Source organism: Pseudomonas sp. GM84, assembly GCF_000282535.1.
Taxonomy (GTDB): Bacteria; Pseudomonadota; Gammaproteobacteria; order Pseudomonadales; family Pseudomonadaceae; genus Aquipseudomonas.
Genome location: NZ_AKJC01000181.1, coordinates 1 through 14,342 on the forward strand (window position 1 = coordinate 1; position 14,342 = coordinate 14,342).

Genomic DNA, 14,342 nt, shown 5'->3' on the forward strand with positions numbered 1-14,342 from the left:
CTTGCCGGCGATGGGCCGCGAGGCGGCCCCAATCACTCAGTGCGCCTGTTCCAGACGCCGCTTGCGGGGAGCAGGAACGTCCCCATGGCCGTCATCTTCCGCTAGCACCGGCACCTCGTTGCCATCGCAGTCGAACAGCTTGCCATCGCGGAAGAAATCACCGTCGTTCAGCCCGGCGATGTCGCGGTAGCGCAGCGTACGCTCACTGGCGGCGACGAACACCGACTGTTGGTCGGAGTTGCCGGCACGCAGGTGGTTGAACAGCAGGTTGAGCAGGATCGCCATGATCGCCGCCGAGCTGATGCCGGAGTGGAAAATGGTTTCGAACCACGCCGGGAAGTGGTGGTAGAAACCAGGCGCGGCAATCGGGATCATGCCGAAACCGATCGAGGTGGCGACGATGATCAGGTTCATGTTGTTGCGGTAGTCGACCTGGGCCAGGGTGCGGATACCACTGGCCGCGACCGTGCCGAACAGCACCACGCCGGCGCCGCCAAGCACCGCAGTGGGCACGGCGGCGATCAACCGACCCATCACCGGCAACAGCCCCAGCGTCACCAGGATCAGCCCTGCACAGGCCACCACATAGCGACTCTTCACACCGGTCACCGCGACCAGGCCGACGTTCTGCGCGAAGGCGCTTTGGGTGAACGAGCCGAACAGTGGCGCCAGGGCGCTGGAGGCCATATCGGCGCGCAGGCCGTTGCCCAGGCGTTTGGAGTCGACCTTGGTGTCGATGATCTCGCCGACGGCGAGGATGTCGGCCGAGGTCTCGACCATGGTCACCACGATCACGATCAGCATCGACAGGATCGCCGCCACCTGGAACTGCGGCGCACCCAGCGGCAGCACCTGCGGCAGCGCGACGATCGAACCTTCCAGTACCTGTGAAAAGTCGGCCATGCCAAAGGCCAGGGCCACCAGCGTGCCGATTACCATGGCCAGCAGAATCGACAGCCGCGAAATGCTCGCGCTGCCGAGTTTGCTGAGCAGCAGTACGGTGGCCAGGGTGAACGCTGCCAGGGCGATGTTGGACGTGCTGCCAAAATCCGCCGCCTGGCTGTTGCCGCCCATGGCCCAGCGCGCCGTCACCGGCATCAGGGTCAGGCCGATGGTGGTGATGACGATGCCCGTCACCAATGGCGGGAAGAACTGGGTGATGCGTGAGAACAGTGGGGTGATCAGCAGGCCGATGAGTGACGCGGCGATCACCGCCCCGAACACCACGGCAAGGCCGCCCTGACCGTCGTTGCCGAGGATCGCGATCATGGTCGCCACGCCCGCGAAGGACACGCCCTGGACCAGCGGCAACTGGCAGCCGAAGAACGGAATGCCCAGCGTCTGCAGCAAGGTGGCCAGGCCACCGGCGAACAGCGAGGCAGCGATCAGCAGGCCGACGTCGGCGGGAGCAAGGCCTGCGGCCTGGCCGATGATCAGCGGAACGGCAACGATGCCACCATACATCGTCAGCACATGTTGCAGCCCGTAGGCCAGGTTTGCGCCGACGCCGAGGTTCTCGTCTTCCGGACGAGGTGTAGCGGGAGAAGTCATGGTGAGTAGCTCGCTTTTGTTTTTTTTGATGCGTCTAACAGCACGGTCTCAGTCGCGGTGGGTGAAGCGGTGTAGAAAGGGGGCAGGCCGTTGCCTCAAGGCGACGGGCAACGGCCTGGGTGGATCACTCGCCTATCACCAGTTGGCGTGCCAGCTGGTTGTGGCGCTCCAGCACCCGTGGCAGGTCGACGGTGGTGATACGGCCGTCCTTGACCACCACGCGGCCGTTGATGACGCTGGTGTCAACGTGGGTCGGGGTGCAGAACACCAGGGCCGCCAGCGGGTCGTGCAGGGCACCGGCATAGGCCACATGGTTCAGGTTGAAGGCGACCAGGTCGGCCACCATGCCCGGGGCGAGGGCGCCGATATCGTTACGGTTGAGCACCTTGGCACCGCCGAGGGTGGCGATTTCCAGGGCCTCGCGCGCGGTCATCGCGTCGGGGCCGAAGCCGACGCGCTGCAACAGCAGGGCCTGGCGCACTTCGCCGATCATGCTGGCGCCGTCGTTGGAGGCCGAACCGTCCACGCCCAGGCCCACCGGCACGCCGTGGTCGCGCATCTTGCGGATCGGCGCGATGCCCGAGGCCAGGCGCATGTTCGAGCACGGGCAGTGCGCCACCCCGGTACCGGTGCGGGCGAACAGTTCGATGCCGTGCTGGTCGAGCTGCACGCAGTGGGCGTGCCACACATCGTGGCCGACCCAGCCCAGGTCCTCGGCGTACTCGGCAGGGGTCATGCCGAATTTCTCGCGGCTGTAGGCGATGTCGTTGACGTTCTCGGCCAGGTGGGTGTGCATCGACACGCCGTACTGGCGTGCCAGTACGGCCGCTTCGCGCATCAGGTCGCGGCTGACCGAGAACGGCGAGCAGGGCGCCACCACCACGCGCAGCATCGAGCCATGGCTGGCGTCGTGGTAGTCCTCGATCAGGCGCTGGGATTCCTTGAGGATCGCGCTTTCCTTCTCCACCACCGAATCCGGTGGCAGGCCGCCTTGGCTTTGGCCCACGCTCATGCTGCCGCGCGCGGCATGGAAGCGCATGCCGATTTCCTCGGCGGCGTGGATGCTGTCGTCGAGCTTGCAGCCGTTGGGGTAGATGTACAGGTGGTCGCTGGAGGTGGTGCAGCCGGACAGGATCAGCTCGGCCATGGCGGTCTGGGTCGACACCGAGATCATTTCAGGGGTCAAACGGGCCCAGATCGGGTACAGGTTGGTCAGCCAGTTGAATAGCTCGCCGTCCTGCGCCGCCGGCACCACGCGGGTGAGGCTCTGGTACATGTGGTGGTGGGTGTTGACCAGGCCGGGGATGACCACTTTGCCGGTCATGTCGAGAATCTCGTCGGCGTGCTGGGGCAGTTCGTCGCTGGGGCCGACCTGCTTGATCAGGTTGTCCTCGATGTACAGGCCGCCGCGTCTGATCTCGCGGCGTTGGCCGTCCATCGTCACCAGCAGTTCGGCGTTCTTGATCAGTAATGTCTTGGGCATAGGTGTTCCACTCCCGCGTGGGGTTCGGGTTGCAATTCGAGGTTTGCAGACACCCGGTTTTCGATTAGAGCCAAACCCTAGAAACCAGGTGCTGAGTTTCCACAAGGTTCGTTAGAGCAGCAGCGCACGCGTCGACGCCGCCGGAGCACAGGGGCTCGGCGTGAGGCGGTGGGGGGTGTGCTGGGAAAACGGAACCGCGGCGAATGCAGTGATTCGCGCAGGGGGCTCGGAGGGGGCGAGCAGGTAGGGGTAATGCATGGCTTTAGCCTGTCGCAATACGCAGCGGCGATTACCGGTGTCGTAGGCGTCGGCTAATGTAACCAGAATTGTATTTTTTTGTATACGAAAAATTGGACCCTTGCTGGGTGGCTGCAGCGCCTGGGTCCCTGTGGGAGCCACTGCCTTGCGCTGCTTCAATGTCTGTGGTGTCTCTGTGGGAGCGGGCTTGTCCCGCGAAACAGGCAACGCGGAGGATGGCACCGGCTTCGCCGGTGTTCGCGGGACAAGCCCGCTCCCACAGGAATCGCGTCGGCTTTTGGAAGGCTTGCGACAAGTGCCCCTGGACCTACACCGCTTCGAGCTTGCGCGGCGCCATGAAGTACAACCACACCAGTGCAATGAAATACACCGTCGGGATCAGCGTGAACAGCACCGCATAATTGTTGTGGGTAAGGGTCAGCACGCTGCCGACGATCTGCGTCATGAACATCCCGCCAATGGCCGCGCACATGCTGCCAAAGCCGAACACGGTACTCACCAGGTGCTTGGGCGTGTAGTCCATCAGCAGGCTCCAGATGTTCGCCGTCCAGGCCTGGTGCGCGCCGACCGCCACGGCAATGGCCAGCACCGCCAGCCACAGGCCGCTGGCATGCGCGGCGAAGGTCACGCTGACGATGGTGCAGGCGAACAGCAGCATCGACACCAGCCGGGCACGGGTGGCGCGCATGCCGCGCCCGATCAGCCACGACGAGAGGATGCCACCGCCGATACTCCCGACGTCCGCCGTCAGCCAGATCAGGATCAGCGGGATGCCCATCTGGGTGACGCTGATCCCCAGGTTGTACTGCTGGTTGAGAAACGGGGGCAGCCAGTACAGGTAGAACCAGAACACCGGTGCGGTAATCGCGAACGCCACGGCAAAGGCCCAGGTGCCGCGCATGCGCAGGATATGGCTGAACGGCACACGCACCGCCTCAGGCTCGACCTCCTGCTGGATGTAGTCGAGCTCGCTCTGGCGCACGTGGGGGTGCTCCTCGGGGTTGAAGTACTTAAGGCCCCACAGCACCACCCAGGCCAGGCCCAGGCAGCCCATGGCGATAAAGGCCGCTTGCCAGCCCCAGGCGGCCAGGATCACCGGCAGCAGGGCCGGGGTGATCATGGCGCCGACGTTGGTGCCGGCGTTGAACAGCCCGGTGGCGATGGCCCGTTCACCGGCCGGGAACCACAGCCGCGTGGTCTTGACGCAGGCGGGGTAGTTGGCTGCCTCGGTCAGGCCGAGGATGAAGCGGCAGACCATGAAGCCTGCGGCCGAAGTGGCCAGCCCATGGGCGCCGGTGGCCAGGCTCCAGAGCAGCACCGCGACGAAGAACGCGCGCTTCACGCCGACCTTGTCGATCAGCCGGCCCTGCAGCAGGAAGCCGATGGCGTAGCCCACCTGGAACCAGAAGTTGATGTTGGCGTAGTCCATCGACGTCCAGCTCATGTCCTTGGCCAGGATCGGCTGCATGATGCCGAGTGCGGCGCGGTCGATGTAGTTCAGGGTGGTGGCGAAGAACACCAGGGCGAGCATGCCCCAGCGCGTCTTGCCCACGGCGAACGCGCCGCGAATCTTGCTGCCGATGGAGCCCTGGGGCAGGGGCGGCAGGGTGGTGTCGATCTTCGAAGGCGTCATGTGCTTGTTTCTTGAAATTGTAAGGAGCGGCTGATAGCTGCGGCCAGGTTCAGGGCAGAAAGGCACGCAAGACAAGGGAATGGTGAGCAGCGCGGGCTGGACCGTCAATGCAAGGTTGCAGGCTACTGTTCGATAATCGAACACATGCAGCGGTCGTCGGGCAACATCGGGTAAATAGCGCGAGCAGGCCGCCTTCGTTGCCTGGCCGAGCTAGCCTGAAGAGCGTTACCTCGGCGACTCTTTCGGGATGTGACATGAAACGCTTCTGGCCCCAGTTGCTTGATCTGCGAGCACTTGTGCTGCTTTTTGTGCTGTTGTCGGTGCTCGCCACCGTGTGCAACAGCCTCATCGTCGCCTATCGCATCCAGCGCGATGCCCTGATCGATTCCACCCTCGAAGCCAACCGGGCCTACGCCGCCAAGGTCGCTTCAAGCATTGAAGCCTTCCTTCATTCGGCGCAGCGGCGCATGAAATACAGTGCCCTGATCCTGGCCGATCATTGGGATGATCCCGCGGCGCTGCGGGCAGAGGCCAATCGCCTGCGGGATCAGGACTTGGACCTCAACGCGGTTGCCATCGTCGGGGCCAGCGGCAGGGTGTTGCAAACGGCGCCGCAGGTGTTGCGCAGTGGCCATGACGCGACGCTGGACTCAGTGCTCATGGAGCAGACACTGCACGCGCGCAAGCCCATGGTCAGTTCGGCCTATATCTCCCGCTCCGGCCATCTGGTGCTGTTCATCTCGCAACCTGTCACCCGTGCCTCGGGCGAATTTATCGGGGTGATTGGCAGCTCCATCTATCTTGAGCAGCAGAGCGCCTTGCATACGCTGATCAGCAGCCACTTTCACCACGAGGGCACCTTGGTGTTCGTCGTCGATGGCAACCGGCGTGTGCTCTATCACCCGAACGAACGGCAAATCGGCGAGATCTTCACGCCCAGCCCGGCGGTGGACCAGGCGCTGCGGGGTGAGTACGGCGCCATGCAGATGGCAGACCACAACCAGGAGCAGATGCTGGCAGGCTTCGCGCCGGTGGCGGGCACCGGGCTGGCCGTCATCGCCGAGCAGCCTCGTGAGCGCACCCTGGCGCCCCTGGCCGAACTGATGGGGCAGACGCTGCTCGGCATGCTGCCGGCAGGCATCATCGGGTTGGGGCTGATTCTGGCGGGTACCAACCTGATCGTGCGGCCACTGCGCCAGCTGTCGATCACCGCCATGCAGCTGACCGCGCCCCAGGCCGAGTCGCAATTGCTCAACGTGCAAGCCTGGTACCGTGATGCAGCGGCGATCCGCCGAGCGCTGCTTAGCGGAGTCAAACTCCTGCAGCAAACCCTCGGCCGTCTCCACCATGAAGCGCAGAGCGATGCCTTGACCGGCCTGGCCAATCGCAGGGCGATGACCACCTTCCTCGACCTGTTGACCCAGACCGAACAGCCCTATGCCGTACTGGCCCTGGACATCGATCACTTCAAGCGGGTGAACGATGTGTTTGGCCACGACGTTGGCGACCTGGTGCTCAAGCACGTGGCCGATATCCTGAAGATCAACTCAAGGTCAAGCGACCTTGTGTGCCGGTCCGGGGGAGAGGAGTTCATCGTGATCATGCCCGATAGCCCCATCGCCATCGCCGAAACCATCGCGCAGCGGATCAGGGAAAACGTGGCGACCAGCCAGACACCCGCGGTGGGCAGGCTGACGCTTTCGGTAGGTGTGGCCTGCATGGACGATCAGACACCGACCGCCGATGCGGTGTTGAAGCTGGCCGATGAACGCCTCTATCGGGCCAAGCAGCAGGGGCGCAACAGGGTGGTTGCCTGCTGACAGGGGGTGGTGGGTACTCAGTAACGGGCACTTTTTCGGACACGTTGCAAAACATCGCCAATAGGTTGTATTGATCCAATAACTTAATTATCGAACACCCATACAAGAACGAACGCTGTCAGCTGCCAATGTGAAATAAAAAAGTTATCGGCTCTAAAACTGAAGCGACATCGTAGTGATTTTCAATTTCAAATCCCCTGATGTTATCCGGGACTTGGTCACCGCCATTGGTCGTGACAAGCGCGCGAACTAACAACCTGATCTAGTCTTCAGGCAAGTTTGCCTGGAGTTTGATCCATGCCCACTGACCCAGCGCCAAAAAGCGAGCGCGGCAAGGAAACCCGCCTGTTCCTCTTTCTTGTCGCCTTCCTCTTTCCATTGCTATCGGTGGTTATCGTCGGTGGCTACGGTTTCATCATCTGGTTTTCGCAAATGCTGTTGGGGCCTCCCGGGCCGCCCAACTGATGACGCCTGTCTGACATCCACTGGAGCCTGCGCATGGATGAGCCCCTGCATATCGCAAGCCTTCTGGTCCACGCCCGCCCCGAGCTGTTTGCCGCGGTAAAAGCCAACCTGCGCTTGTTGCCAGGCCTGGAACTGCATCAGGAAAGTCCCGTTGGAAAACTGGTCGTGGTGCTTGAAGCCGAGCACGAAAACCAGATTCTTCAATGCATCGAACAGATCAGCAACATTCCAGGTGTACTCAATGCTGCGCTGGTCTATCACGAACTCCTCGACCCTGCAGGAGACATCGAATGAGCCTGACTCGCCGGGAATTCGCCAAGGTCCATGCCGCTGCCATTGCCGCCGCCGCTGCCGGCCTGCCGATATTCAGCAGCGCCAGTAACTTGGTGACCGAAGCGGACATGGTTACCCTGGACTGGAACAAGGCACCCTGTCGCTTCTGCGGCACCGGTTGCAGCGTCATGGTCGCGACGCGGGACAACCGCGTAGTCGCCACCCATGGCGATATCAAGGCCGAGGTCAACCGTGGCCTGAACTGCGTCAAGGGTTACTTCCTGTCGAAGATCATGTACGGCGTCGACCGCCTGACCCAGCCGCTGCTGCGCATGAAGAACGGTCAATACGACAAGCAGGGCGAGTTCCAGGCGATCAGCTGGGATCAGGCCTTCGACATCATGGCGCAGAAGTACAAGGAAGCCTTGAAGAACAAAGGCCCCGAATCCATCGGCATGTTCGGCTCGGGGCAATGGACGGTATGGGAAGGCTATGCCGCCAACAAGCTGATGAAGGGCGGCTTTCGCAGCAACAACATCGACCCCAATGCGCGCCACTGCATGGCATCGGCGGTGATGGGCTTCATGCGCACCTTTGGCGCGGACGAGCCGATGGGCTGCTACGACGACATCGAAGCCACCGATGCCTTCGTGCTCTGGGGCTCGAACATGGCCGAGATGCACCCGATCCTCTGGACCCGGGTCACCGATAAGCGCCTGAGCCAGCCACACGTCAAGGTGGCGGTGCTGTCCACCTTCGAGCATCGCAGCTTCGAGCTGGCCGACATCCCCATGGTGTTCAAGCCGCAAACCGATCTCTTGATCCTCAACTACATCGCCAACCACATCATCGAAAGCGGTGCGGTCAACCAGGACTTCATTGGCAAGCACACGCGCTTCGCCCAGGGCGCCGACGACATCGGCTACGGGCTGCGCCCCGACAATCCGCTGGAAACCCGCGCCAAGAACGCCGACAAGGCCAACACCTGGAGCGATATCTCGTTTGATCAGTTCGCGGCGTTCGTCAAACCCTACACCCTGGAGCGTGCCGCCAAGGAAAGCGGAGTCCCCGCCGAGCGGCTCAAGGCCCTGGCGGAACTGTATGCCGACCCCAAGCGCAAGGTCGTATCGTTCTGGACCATGGGCTTCAACCAGCACACCCGGGGGGTGTGGGCCAACAACCTGATCTACAACATCCACCTGCTCACGGGCAAGATCAGCGAACCGGGCAACAGTCCCTTCTCACTGACCGGGCAACCCTCGGCCTGCGGTACCGCACGCGAGGTCGGGACCTTCTCGCACCGCCTGCCTGCCGATATGGTCGTGACCAATCCCAAGCACCGGGCCACCGCTGAAGCCATCTGGAAGCTGCCGCCCGGCACGGTCCAGGAGAAAGTCGGCTTTCACGCCGTGCAACAGAGCCGCATGCTCAAGGACGGCGTCCTCAACGTCTATTGGACCCAGGCCAGCAACAACATGCATGCTGGCCCCAACATCATGCAAGAGGTGCTGCCTGGCTGGCGCAAGCCCGAGAACTTCGTGATCGTGTCCGACGTGTACCCCACCGTTTCTGCCCAGGCGGCCGACCTCATCCTGCCGAGCGCCATGTGGGTAGAGAAGGAGGGCGCCTACGGCAATGCCGAACGGCGTACCCAGTTCTGGCATCAACTGGTGAGTGCGCCGGGGGATGCCAAGTCGGATCTGTGGCAGCTGATGGAGTTCTCCAAGCGTTTCACCACCGATGAAGTCTGGCCTGCCGAACTGGTCGCGGCGTCCGACTACAAGGGCAAGACGCTGTACGAGGTGTTGTTCAAGAACGGCCAGGTCGACCAGTTCCCCGTCGAGCAACTGGAAGCCGGTTACAAGAATGACGAAGCCAAGGCCTTCGGCTTCTACGTGCAAAAAGGCCTGTTCGAGGAATACGCCCGCTTTGGCCGCGGCCACGGCCATGACCTGGCCGATTTCGACCGTTACCACAGCGAGCGCGGTCTGCGCTGGCCCGTTGTCGATGGCAAGGAAACCCGCTGGCGCTATCGTGAAGGGCTCGATCCCTATGTCGAGAAAGGCAGTGCCGTGCAGTTCTACGGCTACCCCGACAAGAAGGCGATCATTTTCGCCTTGCCCTATGAGCCGCCTGCCGAAGCACCGGATGCCGATTACCCGTTCTGGTTGAGCACCGGCCGGGTGCTGGAGCACTGGCACACCGGCACCATGACCCAACGCGTCGAAGAGCTGTACAAGGCCGTACCCGATGCGCTGGTGTACATGCACCCGGAAGATGCCAAGGCCATGCAGGCGCGCCGTGGCAGTGAAGTGAAGCTGATCAGCCGGCGTGGCGAAATCCGTGCGCGCATCGAGACTCGCGGTCGCAACAAGCCGCCGCGCGGCTTGGTGTTCGTGCCGTTTTTCGATGCCAACAAACTGATCAACAAAGTCACCCTCGATGCCACCGACCCGATCTCCAAGCAGACCGACTACAAGAAGTGCGCGATCCGCATCGAGTTGATCAGCCTGGCCTGAGGAGGCCCATCATGCCTTTTCGAATGCTGCCCCTGTTCCTGCTGGCCGCGATTGGCCTGGCGCTGGCCGCCGAGGTCGATTATCCGCTCGATGCACCGGGGCCCGACGGGCGTCGACCCGGCGGTACCTTGACGCAAAGCATGCCGGCTCCGGCGATTGCCAACGACGAGAACCGCGACATCAAGCGTGAACGCAACTACCCCGACCAGCCGCCGACCATTCCCCATGCCATTCGCGGTTATCAGATCGACATGAATGGCAACAAGTGCCTGGCCTGTCACAGCCGGGCCAATAGCGCGAAGAGCCAGGCGACGGCCATCAGCATCACGCACTACATGGACCGCGATGGCCAGGCCCTGGCCGCTGTGTCGCCACGGCGTTACTTCTGCAACCAGTGCCATGTCGTGCAAAAGGAAGTGCAGCCGCTGGTGGGCAACAGCTTCGAGACCATCGACAAGATCCTGCAAGACGACGCCAACGCTGCGCGCAAACCCTGAGGAGGCGCCATGAAAACACTGATTGCCCTGCTCAAGGACTACTGGGGCATCCTGCGTCGTCCCAGTGTGTATTTCAGCCTGGGCTTTCTGACGCTTGGCGGATTCATCGCCGGGATCATTTTCTGGGGCGGCTTCAACACGGCACTCGAACTGACCAACACCGAGAAGTTCTGCACCTCGTGCCACGAGATGCGTGACAACGTGTTCGTCGAACTTCAGGAAACCATTCACTACACCAACCGCTCCGGTGTGCGCGCCAGTTGCCCGGACTGTCATGTGCCCCATGAATGGACGCACAAGATCGCGCGCAAGATGCAGGCCTCCAAGGAGGTCTGGGGCAAGCTCTTCGGCACCATCGATACCCGCGAAAAATTTGTCGCTCACCGCCGCGAACTGGCCGAGCACGAGTGGGCACGGCTCAAGGCCAACGACTCGCGCGAGTGCCGCAATTGTCACAACTTCCAGTTCATGGACTTCACCCGCCAGAGCAAACGGGCCGCCGCCATGCATTCGACCTCCCTGGCCAGCGGCGAGGCTACCTGTATCGACTGTCACAAGGGCATCGCGCACAAGCTGCCGGACATGACGGGGGTGAAGGGCTGGTAGTCACTCTGGTAGTCACCCCGCACCCTCACGACGCTGTCTGAAAGCGGGTTTGTCTCGCGAATATGGGCACCGGTCGTCTCCTATCCCGTGTTTATGGACAAAATTTCCCACTCCATGGGAATCCTGTTTCACCCTTTGAGAAACCCTGTGCACCATGTTCGCAAGGAGCACACATGAACTACACCAGCCCCACCGATCGCTTGTTGCAGATTCTGGTCGCCCTCGGGCAGGCCGATGAGGCGGTGGCGGCCAAGGAATTGAGTCTGCAACTGGCCCAACCCTTGAGCAGCACCTACCGGCACCTGAAGACCTTGCTGCGCTGGGGCCTTGCCGAAGACAACGGCTACGGTCGTTACCTGCCAGGGCCTGCCTGCTTGCAGTTGGCGAAAAAGTTCGACCGCCAGGCGCTGTTGGTATCGCAGGCGCTGCCGGAGCTCAAACGCCTGGCCGAGTTGAGTCGCGAGAGTGTCGCCTTGATGGTGCCGAGCAACGGCCAGGCCATTTGCATCGAGATGATCGACAGTCCGCAGCCGCTGCGCTGCTGCTATCAGAAAGGCTTGGCCCAGCCCCTGCTGGTGGGCGCTTCGGCGCGGGTGCTGCTGGCGCACATGGAACCCGAGCGCAGTCAGACGTTCCTCCGCGAGCAGGGGGTGGATGCCGAAGGCATTGCCGAATACGAGCACAGTTTCATCGCCATTCGCGCCCAAGGGTTTGCGGTCAGCCTGAGCGAAATCGACGACGGCGTCTGGGGCGTTAGCGCACCGGTACTCGACAGCCGCAACCGGCTGCATGGCGCAATCAGCCTGATGGCCCCGGCCTTTCGTGCGCAAAAGAACAGCGAGCGGCTGACCCACTGGACCTGTGAGGTCGCTTTGCGCGTCGGTGCGCGGCTGGACTGAATCACACCTGGAGTTTCTGCATGACAGACAATCTTTCCTTGCCGGCGTGGCAGGGCCGTATCGACGCGGGCGAGGGCGCCTCGGCGCTACGCTGGCACCAATGGGTGCAGCCCTTCGCCGACCGTCAGGCACCCGGCACCGCCCTGGTGGGCCTGGCCTGCGATGAAGGCGTGAGCCGCAACCAGGGTCGCACGGGCGCACGTCTTGGGCCGCCCGTCCTGCGCAAGGCGCTGGCCAACCTGGCTTGGCGCGGCGAGCGTCCGGTCTATGACAGCGGTGATGTCGTCTGCGAAGGCACTGACCTTGAAGGCGCCCAATGGGCTTATGCCCAGCGTGTGGCGCTGCTGCTGGAGCAAGGGCATTTGCCCCTGGGCGTGGGCGGTGGGCATGAGATCGCCTACGCAAGCTTCCTGGGCCTGGCCCAGCACCTGCGGGGTCTGGAAGAACAACCGCGCATCGGCATTCTCAACTTCGATGCCCACTTCGACCTGCGCCATGCCGAGCAAAGCAGCTCCGGCACGCCGTTTCGACAGATCGCCGAATACTGCGAGCAGGCCGGTATGGCCTTCGACTACTGCTGCCTCGGCGTGAGCGAGCTGAACAACACCCAGGCGCTGTTCGAACAGGCGCAGCGCCTGAATGTGCGCTATCGCCTCGATCGGCAGATGCAGCCGTGGAACATCGCGGCCATCGAGGCCTTTGTCGATGAGTTCCTGGCGGGCATCGATCATTTGTACATGACGATCTGCCTCGATGTGCTCCCGGCCAGCCAGGCCCCTGGCGTCAGCGCGCCTTCGGCCCACGGGGTCGACCTGATGGTGATCGAGCACCTGGTTCGGCGTGCCAAGGCCAGCGGCAAGTTGCGCATGGCCGATGTGGCCGAGCTCAACCCAGCGCTCGACCAGGACTTGCGCACTGCAAAGATCGGCGCGCGGCTGTTGGCAAGCCTGGTCGACTGAACAATCCCTTTATCTGTCCCAGTACAAAAACAAGAGTATTACCCATGCTTACCTTGCAACTTGACGCATTGACCACTGTTGCCCTGGCGCTATTGCTGCTGGCCATGGGCGCACAACTGAAAAAGCACAGCCATTGGTTGCGCCAACTCTGTGTACCCGCCCCGGTGATCGGTGGCTTCGGCTTTGCCCTGGTGGTGTGGCTGCTGCGCAATCTGCAGTGGCTGGACATCACCCTCGACACCGCCATGCAAACACCTTTGATGGTGATGTTCTTCACCACTGTCGGCCTTGGCGGCAGCCTAGGCCTGCTGCGCCAGGGCGGCAAGATCCTGTTCGTCTACCTGGGGGCTTGCTGGGGGTTGGCACTCTTGCAGAACCTGGTGGGCGTCGGCATGGCCAAGGCGTTGGGGATCGATCCGCTGTTGGGGATCATGGCCGGTGCAGTGTCGCTTGAAGGCGGCTTTGGCGCGGCCGCTGCGTTTGGCCCGATTGCCGAAAGCCTTGGCACCTCGGGTGCGACGACGGCAGCATTGGCTTCGGCCACCTTCGGCATGGTGGCCGGCGGCTTGCTGGGTAGCCCGGTGGCGCGTTTCCTGATCGACCGGAAGAAACTCGCGGTTCGGGCCGATAGCGCAGACACATTGCAAGTGCTGGAAAAGGCCAACCAAGGTCCAGGCGTGGCCATCGACTCCAAGGTACTGCTGCGTCTGCTGACCTGCATGCTGGTGATCATGGTGCTTGGTTTCTGGATTGGCGATGCCTTGAAGGCGCACCTGGGCATTGTCTTGCCGGTGTATGTCGGCGCCATGTTCGTGGCGATCATTGTGCGTAACTTCAACGACCGTGCCCAGGTGATCGAGATCCCGGACAACGCGGTCGGCACCTTGGGTGACATCAGCCTGGGCATGTTCCTGACCATGGCCATGATGAGCCTGAAGTTCTGGGAGTTGGAGCAACTTGGCCTGCCGTTGCTGGTGATCCTGGTGGTGCAGGTGCTGATCATGATGGCGTTGTGCGTATTCGTGCTGTTCCGCCTGTTCGGTGGCAACTACGATGCCGCCGTCCTGTGCGCCGGCTACATGGGCCATGGCCTGGGGGCGACACCCAATGCGGTGGCCAACATGGGGGCCATCTGTGATCACTACAAGGTGTTCTCGTACAAGGCCTTCATCATCGTTCCGCTGTGTGGTGCGGTGCTGATCGACATCGTCGCCTTGCCGTTGATTACCTGGTTCATCAACGCGTTCAGTTGATCCCTCGGCCCATCGCCGGCAAGCTCGAGGCCCACGCCTTCCTGTGGGAGCAACTGTCTTGCTCAATTTCTAAAAGTTGACGCAATTCCTGTGGGAGCGGGCTTGTCCCGCGAACACCGGCGAAGC

Annotated in this window: 12 protein-coding genes; 9 read left to right on the plus strand and 3 right to left on the minus strand. The window is 62.5% G+C overall.

The annotated features are described in order from the left end of the window. Positions 1 to 36: 36 nt before the first annotated feature. The 3 genes from PMI38_RS15230 to PMI38_RS15240 all read right to left on the minus strand — a co-directional run bounded on the left by PMI38_RS15230 (position 37) and on the right by PMI38_RS15240 (position 4,925). A complete protein-coding gene (locus PMI38_RS15230; protein WP_008095597.1) occupies positions 37 to 1,551 on the minus strand; it encodes a nucleobase:cation symporter-2 family protein in 1,515 nt (504 codons plus the stop codon). Positions 1,552 to 1,675: 124 nt separating this feature from the next. Beyond that, complete coding sequence (locus PMI38_RS15235) at positions 1,676 to 3,034, minus strand: 8-oxoguanine deaminase (RefSeq protein ID WP_008095599.1); 1,359 nt, start codon at positions 3,032 to 3,034, stop codon at positions 1,676 to 1,678. A gap of 565 nt (positions 3,035 to 3,599) precedes the next feature. Beyond that, the gene (locus tag PMI38_RS15240) at positions 3,600 to 4,925 is read right to left on the minus strand and encodes an MFS transporter (RefSeq protein WP_008095605.1); all 1,326 of its coding nucleotides are present in this window, start codon (positions 4,923 to 4,925) and stop codon (positions 3,600 to 3,602) included. Positions 4,926 to 5,179: 254 nt separating this feature from the next. Between PMI38_RS15240 and PMI38_RS15245 the strand changes: the two genes are divergently transcribed. The 9 genes from PMI38_RS15245 (at position 5,180) to gltS (ending at position 14,216) form a co-directional block, all read left to right on the plus strand. Then, positions 5,180 to 6,745 (plus strand): GGDEF domain-containing protein, encoded by a 1,566-nt coding sequence (locus PMI38_RS15245; protein WP_008095607.1) that lies wholly within the window; start codon positions 5,180 to 5,182, stop codon positions 6,743 to 6,745. 297 nt (positions 6,746 to 7,042) lie between these two features. Further along, entirely contained in the window at positions 7,043 to 7,210 is a 168-nt protein-coding gene (napE, locus tag PMI38_RS15250; RefSeq protein WP_008095609.1) for a periplasmic nitrate reductase, NapE protein, read from the plus strand. A gap of 33 nt (positions 7,211 to 7,243) precedes the next feature. Continuing rightward, a complete protein-coding gene (locus PMI38_RS15255) occupies positions 7,244 to 7,504 on the plus strand; it encodes a chaperone NapD (protein ID WP_008095610.1) in 261 nt (86 codons plus the stop codon). After that, complete coding sequence (napA, locus tag PMI38_RS15260) at positions 7,501 to 10,002, plus strand: nitrate reductase catalytic subunit NapA (RefSeq protein WP_008095612.1); 2,502 nt, start codon at positions 7,501 to 7,503, stop codon at positions 10,000 to 10,002. The genes PMI38_RS15255 and napA overlap by 4 nt, the downstream gene beginning before the upstream one ends. Before the next feature lie 11 nt (positions 10,003 to 10,013). After that, positions 10,014 to 10,499: a nitrate reductase cytochrome c-type subunit gene (locus PMI38_RS15265; RefSeq protein ID WP_008095613.1), complete on the plus strand. Its 486-nt coding sequence runs from the start codon at positions 10,014 to 10,016 to the stop codon at positions 10,497 to 10,499. 9 nt (positions 10,500 to 10,508) lie between these two features. Next, positions 10,509 to 11,105 (plus strand): cytochrome c3 family protein, encoded by a 597-nt coding sequence (locus tag PMI38_RS15270; RefSeq protein ID WP_008095615.1) that lies wholly within the window; start codon positions 10,509 to 10,511, stop codon positions 11,103 to 11,105. 173 nt (positions 11,106 to 11,278) lie between these two features. Next, positions 11,279 to 12,004, plus strand: coding sequence for an IclR family transcriptional regulator (locus PMI38_RS15275; protein ID WP_008095616.1), 726 nt, complete (start codon positions 11,279 to 11,281; stop codon positions 12,002 to 12,004). Positions 12,005 to 12,024: 20 nt separating this feature from the next. Beyond that, positions 12,025 to 12,963 (plus strand): formimidoylglutamase, encoded by a 939-nt coding sequence (gene hutG / locus PMI38_RS15280; RefSeq protein WP_008095617.1) that lies wholly within the window; start codon positions 12,025 to 12,027, stop codon positions 12,961 to 12,963. A 44-nt stretch (positions 12,964 to 13,007) separates the two neighbouring features. Continuing rightward, a complete protein-coding gene (gltS, locus tag PMI38_RS15285; protein WP_008095618.1) occupies positions 13,008 to 14,216 on the plus strand; it encodes a sodium/glutamate symporter in 1,209 nt (402 codons plus the stop codon). The last annotated feature ends 126 nt before the right edge of the window (positions 14,217 to 14,342 follow it).